The following is a 17,432-nucleotide window of genomic DNA, read 5'->3' as shown; positions in this document are numbered from 1 at the left end:
GAGAACGAAGCCGGCGACCGGGCACGCACTACCCGAACTAGAAGCGGTAACGCGCGCCGACCGTGACGTACCGACCGACGACGTCGTAGTACGGAGAGAAGAGCGACCCATCCGGCGGCGACTTGTCGAACAGGTTGGTCGCATTGGCGTAAAGCTCAACGCCGTCGGCGCCGTAATGGGCCAGATCGGCCGTCAGCCCCAGATCGACATAGGTGAAGGCGTCGATGTCGTTGTTCACGATCTTGACGGTGCTGTTGTAGACGCCCTCCGAGATGTAGCGGGCGCGCAGGTTTGCGCCGAACACCTCGCCCTGCCAGCCCAGGCTGGCGTTGACCCGCAGTTCCGGCACGCCCAGGCCGAAGGCGTAGCCCTGCGACTTGACGTATTCGATCTCGGAGATGCCGTCGTCCGTCGTCAGGCTGTTCACCCAGGTTCCGACAAGGCGCATCTGTACCCGTCCGGTCGCGCCCGGAACCCACAGGTCCGCCGGGGACGAATAGGAGACTTCGGCGTCGATGCCGTCGGTGTGATACTCGGCCAGGTTCACATAGGTGGACCGCGTGCGGATCAGATTGCCCGAGGCGTCGCGATCGACATTGGCGCACAGGGCGGTGTTGCCGTTGAAGCAGCGGCTGACCAGATCCTGAGGCGCGATCGTCGTGATCACGTCGTCGATCTTGATGTTGTAGTAGTCGACCGACATGTTCAGGCCGGGGATCGACGGAGGCGAATAGGTCAGTCCCAGCGTCAGGGTGTCCGCCGTTTCCGGCGCCAAGTTCGGGTTACCACCGCCGTTGTTCAGCGTGTAGACGGTCTGGCCCTTCAAGGGGTCGTTGATGTTGTTATAGCCGGTCGTGGTGGTGGTGTAGAGTTCGGCCAGGTTCGCCGACCGGATGTCGCGCGACTGGGTGATGCGCCCGCGGAAACCTGGGAAGAACTCGTTGGTCGCGCCGACCTTCCACGACCAGATCGAGCCCGTGGTGTCGTAGTCCGATATGCGGGCCGCAGCGTTGAATTCCAGATTGTTCAGCACCGGCAGGTCGCGAACGATCGGCACCAAGATTTCGCCGAAGGCTTCCTTGACGGTGAACTCGCCCGACATGGCCGAGAAGCTGAAGGTCTGGAACGCCTTGGCCGCATCCAGCTCACCGACGCGCTGATCGGTCTGCTCCTTGCGGGCCTCCAGACCGACGGCGATCGAGACGTCCCCCGCAGGCAGGCTGAAGGGCTCGCCGCGCAGGCTGACGCCGGCGACGTCCAGCTTCGTCGTGGTCCGTTGTTGCGGCGTGCCGGTGACATAGTCGATGGCTTCCTGTGACGGTGCGCCCAGGCCGAACAGGTTGATCGGCACGCAGCCGGAGTTGGCGTTGGTCAGGGTCACGCGGCAGACGGCCTGCCCCGTCACGGGGCTGATGACCGAGTCGACCGCCTGGGCGTAGTTGGTGGTCAGCAGGAAGCCCGGCGTGTCGATATTGTTCTCGTATTCGCCATGGCTGTAGTAGGCGCCCCAGCGCCAGTTGTCGCCGAACTCGCCGTCCAGGGCGATGGTCGCCTGGGTCGTGACCCGCTCGAAATCGATCGTCGAATAGGACAGGTCGGAGTTGAAGCGGCCCATGGTGAAGGAGGTCTGACTCGCCGCCGCCATCTGCTGCTTGATCGCCGCAGACAGGAAGGCGTTGTCGTTCTTGATCGTCAGATTGCCGCGGTTGTGATCGCCGAACCAGATGTAGTTGTTCCACATCCGCGAGTGACGAACGTCGGCCGTCAGCCGCAGCTTGTCGGAAAGCTCGTAGGTGGCGCTGGCCAGACCGGCGTAACGCCGCTGGGGCGTGACCAGGGGGCTGAGGTCGTCGTTCGACGGCCCCTCGCCGCCGACCGTATTCGTGCCGACCACCGTGCCATAGTTGAAGGCGCGCAGCGTGCCGTCGGGATTGAACACCTTGCCAGCATTCACGCCGGACATGATCAGACCGCCGTAGGCCGCGTTGGAGAAGCCGACGTTGGGAACGGTGACAAACGCGCCTGCGCCGTTCGAGACCTGAGCCCAGCGACCGATGGCCGGACGCGAGGTCTTGGGAACGACGCCGTCATTGTCCAGATATTCGCCGCCGATCACGAAATGACCGCGGCCGTTCGCGAAAGGCGTGCCCCATGCGGCTTCGAACCGCTGTTGCTCGGCGTCGTCGAAGGAAGAGATGCCGTATTCGGCGCCCAGCTTGCCGCCGGTGAAGAAGCGGTCGATGCCGATGTTCACAACGCCGGCGACGGCGCCCGAACCCCAGGCTGCGGATGCACCGCCGGTGACGACGTCGACGCTCTTCACCAGAACGGACGGAATGCTGTTGAGGTCGTTCTCGCTCGACACCCGTCGCCCGTCGATCAGGACCAGCGTGCGGTTGATCCCCAGGCCGCGCAGATCGACCGGCGCATTGCCGGCGCCGGTGTTGGTGCCGGTCGTCTGGGGCGAGCTGCTGGCCTTGAACTGAGGCATGTCGTTCAGCGCGGCGGCGATGTTCTGGCGCGCGCCGACCGAAAGATCCTCGGCCGTCAGATGGATGGTGGGCGTGGGCGCCTGGAAGCCGGCCCGGTCGATCCGGGACGCGGTGACGACGATGTCGTCCACCGAGGCGGCGGCCTCTTGAGCGGTTTGGGCGTCCTGTGCGTGAGCGATCCCGGCGCACGACAGAAGGGCGATGGCGCTGCAGCAGGTGGTCAGATGGCGGTTGAGACGAGACAAGGCGATGGTCCTCATAAAGATGACGCCCCTCCCCAGGGGTGTCTGACGCGAGCGACGCTCTGCGGCGTCGTTTCGCCCCCGCTGTCATCAGGCCTGAGAGCTTCGGGGCCTTGCGACCCGTTTCTCCTTCGGCGAGGGCGGATCCCCCGGACCCGTCCTTCTCTCCAGCGTTCCTTCAGCAAGACGGTCCGTTTGCCTGAGCGTTTCCGGGGCGGTTGCGCCTTCGGCGTCGGCCGGAGCCGATTTCTCCCGCCTTGCTGAAGCTGAGTAAGATCGACCCCGCGCCTGGTGTCAAATACGTGAAAACCGCAATTTTATTGCGGCAATAAGCGCCAGGTTCGCATTTCATTGCTCTTCCAGATCGGCGCGCATCGTTTATGGCCGCGCTCGAACGGCGGCTCATGCGGCAGTGACGGCGGCGTGACAGAAAGGCGGGTTTCGGACTTTGTGGACTTATCCACAGGAACGCTCAGGGCGCTGCAGGATCCGAGGGCGCCCTGACGCCAGAACGCATCGCTGTGTCCCAGCGCGTCAGCAGGGTCGCACGGCGCGCCTGATCCAGATTGGCCAGCAGGGCCGGCCCCACACGGATAGGCCGAACGCCGGGCGAAGCGGGACGTATGGGCGCATCGACATCGTCGCGCACCGGCCGGACACCCAGCGCGCCGATCACCCGCTGGCCTTCGCGCGACAGCAGAAAGTCCAGGAACAGTCGCGCCGCATTCGGGTGCGCGGCGTTGCGGGGAATGAAGGCCACCCGGGACACGGACAGATGATAGTCGTCAGGCGTGATCAGTCCGATCTGGGGAACACGCTCGGCCCAGGACTCGCCGTAGGATCGGTTCATATTGTAGGCGAACACCATCCGCCCATCGGCGATCTGGGCCATCATCCTCTGCCCCGAGGTGTCCAGTCGCGGACGCTGCGCGCCCAGCGCCTCCATCAACGGCCAGGCGTCGGGATAGATCTGCACGTCCGCCGACAACTGCATCAGGGCCACGCCGCTGCGTTCCGCATCATAGAGAGTGACGCGTCCGTCGAAGACGTCAGGCCGCGTCCTGAGCAACCGCAGCAGATCCGCGTGACTGCGGGGCACGACATCGCCCGCAAGCTGGCCCTTGTTGTAGGCGAACACGATCGGCTCGGCGGTCAGCCCATACCCCTGGTCGCGCCACACCGACCCATCGGGCATCGCCGCCCGATGCGGGGACTTGTAGGCCTGGGCATAGCCGTCGTTGATCAGCTTGACCTGCACGTCCATCGCCGTGCTCCAGACCAGATCCGGCCCGTCCTGCCCCGTATCCGCCAGCGCGCGAACCTGTTCGGCGATCCGCGTGGAGTTTATGTCTTCGAGACGCACGCTGATCCCGGGCCAGCGACGACGAAAGGCCTCCAGCACCGGCCCCATAAGGCTGGTGTTGGTCAGGATGTGCAGCGCCCCTTCGCGACGCGCCAGCCAGCGCACACGCTGCGCCGTGCCCGCCCCCTCCGGTTCCGACGAACAGGCGGCGGCGCCCAATCCGGCCATGCCTCCCGCCAGCCCCATCAGCAGATGTCGTCGATCCGTCTTCACCGCTCCGGCTTTCTGGCTATGGTGTCGCGCATGATCCGTCGCCCCGTTCCGTCGCCATGAGAATACTCGTCGTCGAAGATGACAAGGCGCTGCGGCATTCGCTTGAAGCCAGTCTTCATGAGGCGGGCTTCGAGGCAAGCTGTATCGACAGCGGCGAACAGGCCTTGCAGCTGGAGAGCGCAGAGGTCTTCGACGCCGCCATCCTGGACATCGGCCTGCCCGACATCGACGGCTTCGAAGTGCTCAGAACCCTGAGGCGTCGAGGATCGTCGACGCCGGTTCTGATGCTGACGGCGCGCGACGCGCTCGGCGACCGCGTCGCGGGCCTGGACCTCGGGGCCGACGACTATCTGGTCAAGCCGTTCGCTCCGTCGGAACTGGTCGCGCGCCTGCGCGCCATCGTGCGCCGGCGTCAGGGACAGGCCGCCGGCGCGGTCGTGGTCGGAACCCTCTTCTGCGACTGGCGCACCGGGCGCGCCTTGGTCAACGACCGAGACCTTGCTCTGCGCCCCCGCGAATGGGCCGCCCTGCGCGTCCTTGCGTCCCGGCCGGGACAGGTGGTGGACCGCGACCTGCTGGCCGCCGAGGTCTTCCCGCAGGACGAGGCGCCGTCCCTCAATGCGCTGGAAATCCACGTCGGACGGCTGCGTCGCAAGCTTCAGCCCGACGGCCCCGCCGTGACCAACATCCGTGGTCGCGGGTATCGCCTCGATCCATGAGCCGCGCCCGGCCTGCCCGTTCCCACAGCCTGGTCACACGCCTGTTGATCGCACAGGTGGTTCCGCTGGCGATCTTCGCCGTCGTCGTCCTGGCGGTCGGCGCCTGGACGGCCCAGCGGGTGGTGGCGAACAATGCGGACCGGTTGCTGGCCGGCGCGCTGCAAACGATCCGCGAGACCGTGTCGGTCGCGGATGACCGCATCACCGTGAACGTGGAACCCTGGGCGCTTGCCCTGCTGGACGGCCCCGAGCGTGACGCCGTCTTCTACAGCGTCAGCGAAGGCGACCGGCTCGTCACTGGCTATTCAGAACTGCCCAACCTCGCTCAGGCCCAGGCGGACCGCCCGGTCTTCGCAGACCTGTCGGTCCGGGGCGTTTCGGTGCGGATGGCGCAACAGACCCTGATCATCCCTGGCCGCGACGCCCCCATCCGCGTCTCGGTCGCCCAAAGTTTGGACTCCCGCCGCGCCAGTCTGCGCGAGCTTTACCGCAGCATGCTGCTCCTTCCCGGCCTTCTGGTCGTGCTAGCCGCCCTTCTGATCTGGCCTGCCCTGCAATGGGGCCTGAACTCGCTCAAACGTCTGATCGACGATCTGACGCGCCGCCCCAGCCCCTCGGCCGACTTCGCCCCGACCAATGTCGATCTGGCCCCGCGCGAGTTCTGGCCGGTTCTGAACGCCTTCAACCATCTGCTCGCGCGGCTGGAGACCTCGACCTCAGGCATTCAGCGGTTCGCAGCCGACGCCTCGCATCAGCTGCGCACGCCGCTGTCGGTGGTGTCCGCCAATCTCGAACTCCTCGCAGGCTCTTCCCGTCCCTGGACGGATCAGGAGAGAAGGTTGCTCGCCGATTCTCGCGACGCCGTCAGCGGCATGACGCGCCTCGTCGGACAACTGCTGTCCACGGCCCGCGCCGACGGCGCCCGCATCGAGTCTTCCGCCGACCTCGGCCGCGCCGCACGCCGCGCCTGCCAGGCCGCCCGTGAGCGCCGCAGCTTTCCTGACGGCGCCCTGCGTCTTCGTCTTCCAGCCGAACCGGTCACCGTCCTCGGGGCCGAGGACCTCATCACCGAACAGATCCTCAACCTGATCGACAACGCCTTCCACCACGGCGCACCGCCTGTGATCGTGCATGTTCAAACGACGGGTGCGATCTGCGTCTGGGATCACGGCCCAGGCGTCGATGAAGCCACGCTTCCCCACCTTACCGACCGCTTCTTCCGCGCCGCCTCATCCCAAGCGTCCGGCTCCGGCCTCGGCCTGGCGATCGTTCACACTCTCGCTGAAGCCCAAGACGCCCAGTTTCACTTGAGCAATCGCGGCGGGAAGAGATCTGGCCTGGTTGGAGGGATTGTCTTTCGACTTCTTACCTAAGGATATTGGCCTAAGTTTTCGACGAAGCTGAATGGATTTCAGTGACCGGTCCCATCTCCGCAAATGCCGCTTAGGCGCAAATCGCCCTGCACTCTCATTTCGGAAAAGCGCCAGGACCGGACGCGGCGCAATCACTGAAGCTTATTGGCTCAGTCCCCTCGTAGGAGTTCCACCGGAAAGCTGTAGCGTTCAGAATTGAGCCCGACCATGACCCAGCCGCTTGCATCGACGCTGCTCGAAAGAGTGCTGGAAGCAGGGCTGGACCCTACTACACGATTATCGGCGTCGAAGTGAAGAAAACCCGCTTCCTGTCTCCAAGTAATGATCACGTCAGCGCTACCGTCTTGTCGGCGTAGCGCGAAATCTTCGGCGCTATGATTCCCTGACAATTTCCCTGATGCGGCTTGGGTCGCAGGATTTGACTTCAGCCGTCGTGGGCGTTTGCCCACGGCGGTTTGTATTCTCGCCTCCAAGAATCGTCGAAATTTCCCTGTTAGCAGGGAAATCGTCGGTCAAGTCGGGCACGCAGAGACGCAGCCCGACATTCTGCGGCGAACGCGGGAAGTCACGGAGGTTAGAGGGGGTGAATAGCCCAGACTGGCGAGCCTAAGCCGCGGCAGCTTCAGAGGTTCTTGGAAGATGTTGAGCTTGGAGACATCCAGCTGAAGGTGCGTGGCGGAGACGGAGGGATTCGAACCCTCGGTACCCCTTACGGGGTACGACGATTTAGCAAACCGTTGCCTTCAGCCACTCGGCCACGTCTCCTGCGACGGCGTCGATAGCGGAGGCTGATGCGTCGCGCAATCCGGTTCGGGCGAAAGTGTCCACGTTAACGCGACATAGAGGCGATACCGGCAGTATCGCGGCCGCTCTTCGCCTCTGGATCGCCCTTTGCTCGACCGCCCCGCCACTCTCGCCGCCGACGCGCCGCCCAAGAGCCGCGCCGCGCGTGGGCCGTTCCGCCCCGAGGTGTGGCTGAATGCGCGCCAGCGGTCGACCGTGCGGCTGTCGGCCCACTATTTCAGGCTCGTCGATGTGCTGGTGGTCGTCGGTCTGGCCTTGGGCGCGATCCTGGCGATCCAGCCCATGGGCCTGGCCGACATCACGGTCGGCGACGCCGCGCCCGTCATCGGCGGCGCAGTGCTGGTCCTTGTGTCGATGCGGGCGCTACAGCTTTATCGATTCGGTCGCGACACGCCCTGGACCCTGCATCTGGCCGGGGTTGCGAGCGTGGGAGTGGTCTCGGCCGGCGTCGCCCTGATCCTGGGATGGCTGCTGGATCGACCAGCCTTGGACATCGTCGCGCCCTGGGCGCTGACGACGACGGCGGCCTTGATCGTGCTGCATGGGCTGTGGCTGGCGGTGATCGCCCGCTGGCGGCGTCTCGGCGCCCTGTCGCCCAATATCGTCATCGTCGGCGCGACGCGTAACGCCCAGACCCTGATCGAGCGGGCGCTGGAGCGGCGCGACATGAATGTGCTGGGCGTGTTCGACGATCGGCTGGCCCGTTCGCCCGACAGCGTCGCCGGCGTGCCGGTTCTGGGTGACGCCAACGCCCTGCTGACCCACCGGATGACCCCCTATGTGGACCGGATCGTCCTGGCCATCGATCCGAATGCGGGCCAACGGGTGCGCGACCTGACGCAGCGGCTGAACGCTCTGCCCAATCCGCTGACGGTGCTGGTCGATTCGGAACTGGGTCGTGACGGGGTGCTGAACCGGCTGGCCAATGCGCCGCTGGCGTCGCTGGACGGGCCGGCCGATCCGGATCGTCGGGCCTTCAACAAGCGGATGCAGGACCTGCTGATCGGCGCGGTCGCCCTGGTGGTCGCCGCCCCCGTCATGGCCCTGGTCGCCCTGGCGGTGCGGCTGGACAGCCCTGGTCCGATCCTCTTCCGCCAGCGTCGCCACGGCTTCAATCACGAGACCATCGTGGTGTGGAAGTTCCGCTCGATGCGTCATGACGCCGCCGACGCCACCGCCAGCCGCCAGGTCTGCCCCGGCGACGACCGCGTCACCCGCGTCGGCCGTTTCATCCGGGCCACCAGCCTGGATGAGCTGCCCCAGATCTTCAACGTCCTGTCGGGCGAGATGTCCCTGGTCGGCCCGCGCCCCCACGCCATCGGCATGAAGACCGGCGAGACCGAATCCGCCCTGCTGGTCGCCGAATACGCCCATCGCCACCGCATCAAGCCCGGCATGACCGGCTGGGCCGCCATCAAGGGCTCGCGCGGTCCCGTGGACACCGAGGCCCAGGTGCGTGAGCGCGTCCAGCTGGACATCGAATATATCGAACGCCAGTCCTTCTGGCTGGACCTGTGGGTCATCGCCGTCACCATCCCCGTCCTGCTGGGCGACCGGGCGGCCGTGCGTTGAGCGAACAGCGCATGTTCTGGCGCGGCGTCTGGGGCTATCTGCCGGCCCAGATCGTCCAGGGGGTGGTCGGGTTCCTGACCATCTTCGTCTTCACGCGCCTGCTCAGCCCCGACGACTTCGGCCACTACGCCCTGGCCTTTTCGGTCACGACGTTGGCCCACACCGTGACCTTCAGCTGGCTTGAGGCGTCGATGGCGCGCTTCTGGGCGGCCGAACGCACGCCCCAGGGCCTGGCCACGCATTTCGCCAGCCTGTACCGCACCTCCTTCGCCATCATCGCCGTCTTCACCCCCATCGCCGCCCTGGTGGTGTGGCTGGCGCCCCTGCCGCCTGCGCTCAAGATCGCTGTCGCCTTCGGCCTGGCCGGCGCGCCGGTGCGCAACCTGGCCAAGCTGGCGCAGGAGCGGTACCGGGCGGCGGGCGAGGTGTCCAAGGCCGCCCGCGTGGACATCGGCGTCTCCATTCTGGGCTTTCTGGTCGGCGCCGGATTCGCCGTCGCCGGAGCCGGCGCGGCCTCGCCCCTGCTGGGCCTGGCCATCGCCCCCCTGTTCGCCCTGCCCTTCATCCTGCCCGGCGAACTGCGTCAGGCGACCGGCGGAACGGTCGATCGGGCGCGGCTCAAGGCCTATGCCGCCTACGGCTATCCGATAGCGGCGTCGCTGACGCTGGCCGTGGTGCTGGCCTCCACGGATCGTTTCCTGCTGGCCGCCTTCATGGATGCGGGGGCGGTCGGCGCCTATCACGCCAGCTACAGCCTGGCGAACCGCACCCTGGACGTGATCTTCATCTGGCTGGGCGCGGCCGGGGCGCCGGCGATGGTCATGGCGCTGGAGCGCGGGGGACGCGAGGCCCTACGTCGCACGGCGCTGGAGCAGGGATCGACCCTGATCCTGATCGGCCTGCCCGCCGCCGTCGGCCTGTCGATGGTCGCACGGCCGATGGCGGAGCTGATGATCGGCCAGGACCTGCGCGCCGCCGCTGCGCTGGTCACGCCCTGGATCGCGGCCTCGTCCTTCCTGTCCGGCATGATCGCCTACTACTTCGGCTTCGGCTTCACCCTGGGTAAGAAGACCGGCCTGCTGCTGGTCACCATGGCCATCCCGGCGCTGTGCAACGTCGGCTTGAACCTGATTCTGATCCCTCGGCTGGGCGTCCTCGGCGCGGCCGTCTCCACCGCCGCCAGCTTCGCTATCGGCCTGATCGCCTGCTTGCTGCTCAGCCGCCGCGCCATCGCCCTGCCCATGCCCTGGGAGGCGTTGATCCGCTGCGGGATCGCGTCGGCGGTCATGGCCGGGGTCGTCTGGCTGCTGCCCCCCATCGGCGGCTTCGTGGAGTTGATGCTGGACGCCGGCGTGGGCGGTCTCGTCTATGCCGTCGTCGCCCTGACCCTGAACGCCGCAGGGGTCCGCGACGTGCTGCTGCGCCTGATCCGCGCGCGCCGGAGCGTGCCGGCATGAGCGCCCACATCCACGACAACGTCGCCTGGTCGCAGGCCACGCCGACGATCTCGGTCCTGATCCCCTTCCTGCGCGACGATCCCCAGGCCCTGCTGCGCCAACTGGACACCGAGGGTGCCGCTCTGTCCGGCGCGGTCGAGCTGATCCTGCTGGACGACGGCACGGCCGACGCCAACCTGACTGCCCGGCTTCAGGCGACCATCGACAGTCTCCAACTGCCCATCCGCCTGATCACCCTGGCCGCCAACGAGGGCCGGGCCAGGGGACGAAACCGGCTGACCACCGCCGCCCGGGGCGAGGCCTATCTGTTCCTCGACAGCGACATGCGGCCCGACACCCCGGTCTTCCTTCAGACCTGGCTGCGCCTGTTCGCCCAGGATGCACCCGCCGTGGCCTTCGGCGGCTTCTCTCTCGATCAGGCCCCGACCGACGCCCGGTTCGCCGTCCACCGCGCCCTGTCCGGCGCCTCGGAATGCCTGCCGGCGTCCCAGCGCACACTGACGCCCGAGAAATACGTCTACACCTCCAACCTCCTGGTGCGCCGCGACGTCTTCGCCGCCGAATCCTTCGATCCCGGTTTCAGCGGCTGGGGCTGGGAAGACGTGGAATGGGCCATGCGCGTCTCGCGCCGATTTCCCGTCGTCCACATCGACAATCCGGCCACCCACATGGGCCTGGACACCGTCGAGGACCTGGCGCGCAAGTTCGACCAGGGCGCTGGCAACTTCGCCCGCGTCGTCGCCCTGCATCCCGCCATCGTCCAGACCTATCCCAGCTACAAGGCCGCGCGCGCCCTGAAACGCCTGCCCGCCCTGCCCCTCGCGCGCCGCCTGATGAAACAGGCCGCCCTGACGACGGTCCTGCCGGTCAAGGCCCGCGCCTTTGCGCTCAGGCTCTACCGCGCCGCCGTCTATGCGGACGCCGTCTGACCATGCGCGATGTCGCCGTCATCATCCCGACCCTGCGTCGCCCCGACAGCCTGGAGCGCGCCCTGCGATCCGTCTTCGCCCAGACCGGATCGCTGGACCGCGTCGCCGCCGTCGTCATCGCCGACAACGACCCGCAAGGGTCCGCCGCCACTCTGATCGAGCGCCTGCGCGCCGAGGCGCCCATCCCCCTGACCTACGTCCACTCCCCCGTGCCCGGCGTGGCCACCGCACGCAACATCGGCCTGTCGGCGACCGACGCGCCCCTGATCGCCTTCCTCGACGACGACGAGGCCGCCTCGCCCGGCTGGCTCGCCGCCCTGCTGGACGCGCAAGGCCAGACCGGCGCCGATGTCGTCTTCGGCCCCATTCGCGGGCGCGTGCCGGATAATACCGGCTGGACCACCGCCTATCTGGAACGGTTCTTCGGCCGCGACGGCCCGCGCGAGACCGGCCTGACCGACGAAATCCACGGCTGCGGCAACAGTCTGATGGTGCGCGCGACCGCCCTGCCCGGCGACGCGCCCTTCGATGTCGCCATGAACGAGACCGGGGGCGAGGACGACCGGCTGTTTACCGCCCTGTCGGCGGGCGGCGGCCGGTTCGGCTGGGCCGCCGACGCTTGGGCGGACGAGTTCGCCCCGCCTCACCGCGCCACCCTGAACTACGCCCTCACCCGCGCCTTCGCCTATGGCCAGAGCCCGACCCAGATGGCCGCCGACCGCCGCGACTGGCCCGGCGTCGTCAAATGGATGCTGGTCGGCCTGGCCCAGACCGGCGTCTGGGGCGCCCTGTCGCTGGCGGCCGCCCTCCTGCGTCGCCCCGACCGCGCCCACACCTACGACCGCTGCGCCAGAGGCCTGGGCAAGGTCTTCTGGACCAAGGGATTCGAGCCAAAACTCTATGGCTCAGCGATGCTCGGCCGCCCTGAAGCCTGACCTCAGAATCAGCGGATCGGGGTGTAATGGCAGGTGAAGTTCGGGTCTCCGGTCATCAAGCTCGGCTTCAGGTGAATATGTAGCCGTTCAGCCTGAGCGGCGTCGTCCAGTGCAAAGGCCTGCTCTGCTTCGTACATTTCGTCACGATGCGCGTCGGTCCATCCTGTCGACTGTTTGATGGCGCGCGCCTTGGCCGCAGCCAGGCTGTCAGCGACGACGAAGACGTTCCGGTGCTGCTCGGCAAAGGCCACGCCGTCATAGCCGCCGAGGTTCACGTAATAGAGTTTTTCCTTGCCGTCGTAGGGCTCCGGCAAAAGGCTGATCTCATAGCCGTCGGCTTGCGAAAGCTCTGACCAGCAATCGATGTGCAGCGTGCCCTCGCGCCCCCACCACTGGGCGAGCAAGGTCTCATACGTCGCCTCGATAGAGGGGGCGGCGATGAACCGCATGTCGTGTACCTCGATGTTCGCGGCCGGATGTTCGCCCCCGATGTAGATCGCAAACAGTTTCATCAGTCCTCGCTTCAGGCCGCCGTTTCGGCGAGATCGACCGCAGGCTTTGCGGTATTCAGGATCAACGCCAGTCGCCGACCGACGATCCCACCCATCTCGTGTGAACTGGTGATGCCTTGCGCGAAGGGATAGCGCCCCATCAGGAAGGGCAGGCTGAGACAGAACAGTCGGTCTATGGGCAGCGGAGCATTGACCGGGCGGAACAGGTCATCGACGGCGATTCCGCGGACGACATCGGGCGCGTCATTCGCGACCTCGTCTCGGACGATTCCCTGTTCCAGCAGCGACAAGAACGGGAACTGGATGCCGCTCAAGGCCGGCTGTCCCGTCGCCTCGATGAAGACGGGGAAGTGCCGGGTCGCCCCATCGATCGTCACGCGCGCCCCGCCCTCGGGGCAACGGGTATCGACCGCATAGTCGTCGCCGACCGCCAGAACCTCAAGCTTGCCCGCCGCGTGCAGGGCCAACATTCGCTCAATCGATTCATGCGGCACGCCGGCATAGATATCGACGAAGATCGGTTTGAACACGCGGCTGAAACGGTCGAACTCGCCTGTGTGCAGATGAGGGACGATGACGGCGACGATCTCGTGCATGCGAAGGATGGCGTCGCGCCATGGCACGGTCACTTGCGCCGCGTGGTTCGCCCGCGCCTCATTCAGGTTGGCGGCGGCCCAAACGAAGGGATCGACCGCTGCGCGTCGGGCGAAATACGCCTCGGCGAACGTCTCAAGCGTGGCTTGGTGCAGTCCTGTCTCGGCGGCGTAGTCGGGATCGATCTGGATCAATTCCTTTCGAAACAGGTCGAAGACCGCATCAAGCAGCCCCGCCGGGCCCCTGTTCACAGCGGCCGCGACCGCCTCGGGGGTGCAATGCTCAAGCGGCGGATGCGGCAAGGGGAAGAAGAAATCGGCCTCCGGCAGAAGGCCCTTGCGCGACATCATGGTGATGTGAAAGCCGTCCGTCCCCGGCATCGCCTTATAAACCAGCCGTCCGTCGCGGTGAACGAACTCTCCATGCGACGTGGCCAGTGCGACCGCCGTGTCGATGGCTGTCAGCGACGAGCCACGGATGCCGACGGTCGTCGCTGGAAGGTCCGCGAGGACCGAAGCCGGCCAAGGGCTGAGAAAATAGCCGGGCTGGGCATGCTGGCGAGATGGCCACTGATGACCAGTCGCCAGAACGACATGATCGAACACCGCCTTGGTCGTTCGCCGCGAGGGCGGGGACATGAATGCCAACTCCACGCCCGCCTTTCTGTTTGCGGCGTCGACGACGCGACAGCCCGTCTTGACGTCGATCATGACCCCGGCGGCCCGAGCCTGTTCCACCATGATCGCGAACTGGCTTTCAAAATACTGGCCCAGGGCGATGCGCGGCACAAAAGTGCGCTCGTCCAGCGAAGTGCGGTCGATGTCCAGCGCCTCAAGCTCGGCGCTCGTCCGTGCGCCAAGCCAGTCCGCCAGAGTGTCGTACAGAGGGGGGATTTCAATACTGGCGATGTTGGACAGCATCGCCCGATCGTTCCAGTCCGGACTGTAGGGACTGCCGCACCCGGCGACCTTGTTCGCCTCAAAGACAGTTATGCGCGCCAAACCGGCGCCCTGCGCGAGAAGGGCGTACAGAGCATAGAGGGTTGTCGGCCCGGCTCCTACGAAGGCGATTGACGTGGTCATGGCCCCCACAATGCGCGACGCGCACAAAGGCGCCGCAGATGGGTCAGCTTTCAGCTCAACCCACTAATTTCCTACGCGAACTTGCGGAATCGTACACGATCAGCCCGTCAGCCGCTGCAAAAAGCTGGGCGGCTTGTAGGTCGAGCGGTTCATCACCACCCCGGCGATCCGCCCGCCCACGGCCTCGATCTCGTCGCGCAGGATGACCGGGGCGCTGGCCGCCGTGCTCTCGGCCGCGACCACCAGCACCGTCATGTCCACGAAGGGCGCCAGGATGATCGCCATGTCGTTGCGGTCGGCGGCCGGGGCGTCGATGACGATGGTGTCCGCATGGGGCCGCAGCGCCTCCCAGTAGCGGGGCTCTCCGATCGCCTCGACCCGGTGCCCGGACCGCAGCGCCTCCATGTGGAAATGCGTGACCCACAGCCGTCCGCCCAGGCACGACCGCGCCGTCAGCAACCGCGAATCCGGCACCGGCTTGCCGTCGCGCCCCGTCACGCGCGGCGTCACGGCGTAAAAGCTGGATCCGTCGGGCGAGGCCTGCGCCGCCTTGCCGACCTGGCCGAACCGATCCGGCTCGGCCGACACGGTCTCCAGCTGTCCCTGCTGGGCCAGGTCGCCGTCGATCAGCCAGACGGGCTTTCTCGCCCGCACCGCCGCCAGACGCGCGAATTCGCGCGCCACGGTCGAGACGCCCTCGCCGGTCGCGGCCGAGGCGAACTGAATGACGCGTGCGCGATGCGCCGGCGCCGGTCCCAGCGCCGCCCAAAGGCCCGCCATTTCTGAAGTCAGATCGACCATCGAATCGCCAAGGCGCTCCCTAAGCCCTCAGCCTAGCACGGCTTTCGCTACGCCGCCTTGGCGGGCGCGACGGCCAGGACCGGCATGTCCAGCGTCCGGCTCATCGAAGCCGGCGTCGTGAAGCCGCGCCGCGTGAACACCCGCAACAGACCGACGCACAGGGCCGTGAAGCCCGCGAACAGGAAGACCGCCGCCAGCAGCGGGATCTTCAGGCTCTTGCCCGTCGACGGCGGCTGGGCGCGTTCGATGACGGTGACATTATCGGCGCCGGCGGCGACAAGGGCGTTGTCGGCGCGGCTCTGGGTCTCGCGCTGCTGGAACTCGCGGATCGAGGCGCTCAGCACCTCGCGATTGCCGGCCAGGGTCGAGTTCTCGGACTCCAGCGCGGTCAGCCGCGTCTGGCGGGCGCGAATGTCGTTCAGTTGCCGATCCAGGACCGCCAGCCGCGCCGCCAGCGAGTCCCGCTCGGCCCGCGTATTGATCCGCGTCGTCTCCAGCTCGGTCCAGACGGGGTTCGGCCCGGTGCGGACCTCCTTTGCGCCCACGGCCGTGCCGGTCGCAACATAGGCCTGAAGCTGGTTGATCCGGGCCTCTATATCCTTCACCGGCTGGGCGTCGGGCTGATAGCGCGACAGAAGTTGCTCGCGCTCGGTGCGCAGTTGCAGCACCTGATCCTGGGCCGAAATGTTCAGATCCTGCTGCAGGGCCACTTCCGCCGGCGTGCCCGCCTGCTGCGCGACCAGGGTATTCAGCCTTTGGGCAGTCTGATTCAACAGGCTCTGCGTCGACATCCGGTCGGTGAAGATCGTCTGATAGGTCGCCGCCAGCGTCGCCTTGGCCGCCGCGAAATCACCGATGTCGTTGGACATCAGGAAGTTTTCATAGGCCCGGTCCGCATTGCCCAGCTCGTCCTCGAAGGCGACGCGCTGGCTTGCGATGGCCGGCGTCTTGTCCTGAAAGACTTCGCGGCGATAGACCAGATACTGTTCGATGATGGTGTTCAGCACCCGCGCCGCCTGCTCGGGATCGCCGGCCTTGTAGTTGAGGCGGATAACGGCGCTGCCCGGCGCGGTGGCGATGCCCAGGCTGGTTCCGATCACACGCCGCGCCGCCGCCTCGGCCTTCTGCGGTCCGCCCTTGGGCGCCTCGCCCAGGATGGCGGCGGGACCCAGGGCCTCGACCACCTTCTGACGCACTGCGCCCGATCCCAGGATGGCGGCTTCGGAGTTGGCGACCTCGTCGCCCTGCGGCGCCTGGCCTCGCTCGGCCGTGCCGACGCGCGGCTGATAGACGTATTCCTGGCCCACTCCGGCGAAGACCGATCCGGTGGCGGTATAGCTCTTCTTCAGCGTCATCGCCGCAGCGAACCCCAGCGCCAGGATCACGACGAAGACCACGATCATCAGCAACAGCTCGCGGAACAGCAGGCCGATGACGTCCAGCACGCCGTAGCGTGGTCTTGCCGTGACGTGTGCCGTGGAACGCATAGAGCGGGCCGAATCCCTTGAAAGGCTTGTTCTCGCCACCCTTCACCCACCGGCGTTAACCGATGATTACCCATAACCGGCGAGGTTGCCTCAAATCTCCTCGTCGAGGCCGACCGATTCTCATGCTGTCAGATCGCCGCCTGTTCCTGCTGACCCTGGGTTCAGCCTCCCTCGCCGCCTCGTTGGCGGCGTGCGCCAGCGGCCCGCAGCGCGTCGAACGACCCATGAACGGCGACTTCCCCGGCATTCCCTTCGCCGACTGGACGGATCAGGAGCCGGAATATCTGCTCTATCCCGGCGACGAGATCGAGGTGGCCACGCCCACGGCCTCGGAACTGACCCGCACGGTAAGGATCGGCCCCGACGGTCGGATCGCCCTGCCCCTGATCGGATCGGTCATGGCGGCGGATCGCACCCTGCCCCAGCTGCAGCAGGTCGTGTCGGCGGCCTATGCGCCGCAACTGGTGCGGCCGACGGTCGAGGTGACATTGCGCCAGGCCGGCCCGATCCGTGTCTGGGTCGACGGCGAGGTTCGCACGCCTGGCGTCTTCGAAATGATCGGCGATCTGGACGCCTATCAGGCGGTCATCCAGGCCGGCGGCTTCGAGCCCACGTCACGCCAGGACAGCGTGGCCCTGATCCGTCGCGGTCCGGGCGGGTCGCGCATGATGCGCGTCGTTGACCTGCGTCCACGTCGCGGCGAGGTGGTTCCCCTGCGCCGGGGCGACATCATCTTCGTGCCGCGTTCGACCCTTGGCGAACTGGCGGCCTTCTTCACCCAGGTGCGCGCCGCCCTGCCTATCGGCTTCAGCTATTCGATCAATGGATCGAACGGCAGCGGCTTCGCGCAGTTCTGA

Annotated in this window: 13 protein-coding genes, 1 tRNA gene and 1 riboswitch; of the genes, 7 read left to right on the top strand and 7 right to left on the bottom strand. The window is 66.7% G+C overall.

What is annotated here, in order from left to right:
* Window positions 1-37: 37 nt before the first annotated feature.
* Both ACP7BH_RS02020 and ACP7BH_RS02015 read right to left on the bottom strand, forming a co-directional pair.
* Entirely contained in the window at window positions 38-2,737 is a 2,700-nt protein-coding gene (locus ACP7BH_RS02020) for a TonB-dependent receptor domain-containing protein (protein WP_425984150.1), read from the bottom strand.
* A 174-nt stretch (window positions 2,738-2,911) separates the two neighbouring features.
* Window positions 2,912-2,999: riboswitch (glycine riboswitch) on the bottom strand.
* A 207-nt stretch (window positions 3,000-3,206) separates the two neighbouring features.
* The gene (locus ACP7BH_RS02015; protein WP_425984152.1) at window positions 3,207-4,310 is read right to left on the bottom strand and encodes an ABC transporter substrate-binding protein; all 1,104 of its coding nucleotides are present in this window, start codon (window positions 4,308-4,310) and stop codon (window positions 3,207-3,209) included.
* Between the two features lie 56 nt (window positions 4,311-4,366).
* Between ACP7BH_RS02015 and ACP7BH_RS02010 the strand changes: the two genes are divergently transcribed.
* Together ACP7BH_RS02010 and ACP7BH_RS02005 are read left to right on the top strand one after the other, a co-directional pair.
* Window positions 4,367-5,029 carry a response regulator transcription factor gene (locus tag ACP7BH_RS02010; RefSeq protein WP_346497299.1) on the top strand — a complete coding sequence of 221 codons (663 nt, stop codon included), beginning with the start codon at window positions 4,367-4,369 and terminating at the stop codon, window positions 5,027-5,029.
* The gene (locus ACP7BH_RS02005; protein WP_425984154.1) at window positions 5,026-6,402 is read left to right on the top strand and encodes a sensor histidine kinase N-terminal domain-containing protein; all 1,377 of its coding nucleotides are present in this window, start codon (window positions 5,026-5,028) and stop codon (window positions 6,400-6,402) included. The genes ACP7BH_RS02010 and ACP7BH_RS02005 overlap by 4 nt, the downstream gene beginning before the upstream one ends.
* 673 nt (window positions 6,403-7,075) lie before the next feature.
* On the opposite strand, the gene ACP7BH_RS02000 is transcribed toward ACP7BH_RS02005, so the two are convergent.
* A tRNA-Ser gene (locus ACP7BH_RS02000) sits at window positions 7,076-7,167 on the bottom strand.
* A gap of 126 nt (window positions 7,168-7,293) precedes the next feature.
* Between ACP7BH_RS02000 and ACP7BH_RS01995 the strand changes: the two genes are divergently transcribed.
* The 4 genes from ACP7BH_RS01995 to ACP7BH_RS01980 are packed head-to-tail and all read left to right on the top strand — an operon-like array spanning window position 7,294 to window position 12,099.
* Window positions 7,294-8,778, top strand: a complete 1,485-nt coding sequence (locus tag ACP7BH_RS01995) for an exopolysaccharide biosynthesis polyprenyl glycosylphosphotransferase (RefSeq protein WP_425984156.1) — start codon at window positions 7,294-7,296, stop codon at window positions 8,776-8,778.
* A complete protein-coding gene (locus tag ACP7BH_RS01990) occupies window positions 8,775-10,235 on the top strand; it encodes a lipopolysaccharide biosynthesis protein (RefSeq protein WP_425984158.1) in 1,461 nt (486 codons plus the stop codon). The genes ACP7BH_RS01995 and ACP7BH_RS01990 overlap by 4 nt, the downstream gene beginning before the upstream one ends.
* Window positions 10,232-11,164: a glycosyltransferase family 2 protein gene (locus tag ACP7BH_RS01985; protein ID WP_425984159.1), complete on the top strand. Its 933-nt coding sequence runs from the start codon at window positions 10,232-10,234 to the stop codon at window positions 11,162-11,164. The genes ACP7BH_RS01990 and ACP7BH_RS01985 overlap by 4 nt, the downstream gene beginning before the upstream one ends.
* Before the next feature lie 2 nt (window positions 11,165-11,166).
* Window positions 11,167-12,099 (top strand): glycosyltransferase family 2 protein, encoded by a 933-nt coding sequence (locus tag ACP7BH_RS01980; protein WP_425984161.1) that lies wholly within the window; start codon window positions 11,167-11,169, stop codon window positions 12,097-12,099.
* An 8-nt stretch (window positions 12,100-12,107) separates the two neighbouring features.
* Here the strand turns inward: ACP7BH_RS01980 and ACP7BH_RS01975 are convergent, their stop codons facing one another.
* The 4 genes from ACP7BH_RS01975 to ACP7BH_RS01960 all read right to left on the bottom strand — a co-directional run bounded on the left by ACP7BH_RS01975 (window position 12,108) and on the right by ACP7BH_RS01960 (window position 16,575).
* A complete protein-coding gene (locus tag ACP7BH_RS01975) occupies window positions 12,108-12,611 on the bottom strand; it encodes a DUF1543 domain-containing protein (protein ID WP_425984163.1) in 504 nt (167 codons plus the stop codon).
* 11 nt (window positions 12,612-12,622) lie between these two features.
* Window positions 12,623-14,287, bottom strand: a complete 1,665-nt coding sequence (locus ACP7BH_RS01970; protein ID WP_425984165.1) for an FAD/NAD(P)-binding protein — start codon at window positions 14,285-14,287, stop codon at window positions 12,623-12,625.
* Between the two features lie 99 nt (window positions 14,288-14,386).
* Window positions 14,387-15,088 carry a hfsB gene (locus ACP7BH_RS01965; RefSeq protein ID WP_425984167.1) on the bottom strand — a complete coding sequence of 234 codons (702 nt, stop codon included), beginning with the start codon at window positions 15,086-15,088 and terminating at the stop codon, window positions 14,387-14,389.
* Between the two features lie 47 nt (window positions 15,089-15,135).
* Window positions 15,136-16,575, bottom strand: a complete 1,440-nt coding sequence (locus ACP7BH_RS01960; RefSeq protein WP_425984169.1) for a GumC family protein — start codon at window positions 16,573-16,575, stop codon at window positions 15,136-15,138.
* Window positions 16,576-16,697: 122 nt separating this feature from the next.
* Here ACP7BH_RS01960 and ACP7BH_RS01955 point away from each other — a divergent pair, with 122 nt between their 5' ends.
* Window positions 16,698-17,432: a polysaccharide biosynthesis/export family protein gene (locus ACP7BH_RS01955; protein ID WP_425984171.1), complete on the top strand. Its 735-nt coding sequence runs from the start codon at window positions 16,698-16,700 to the stop codon at window positions 17,430-17,432.

Source organism: Brevundimonas sp. TWP2-1, assembly GCF_049897645.1.
Taxonomy (GTDB): domain Bacteria; phylum Pseudomonadota; class Alphaproteobacteria; order Caulobacterales; family Caulobacteraceae; genus Brevundimonas.
Note: the sequence above shows the minus strand (reverse complement) of the source record. Positions and strands in the feature narration are given on the sequence as shown.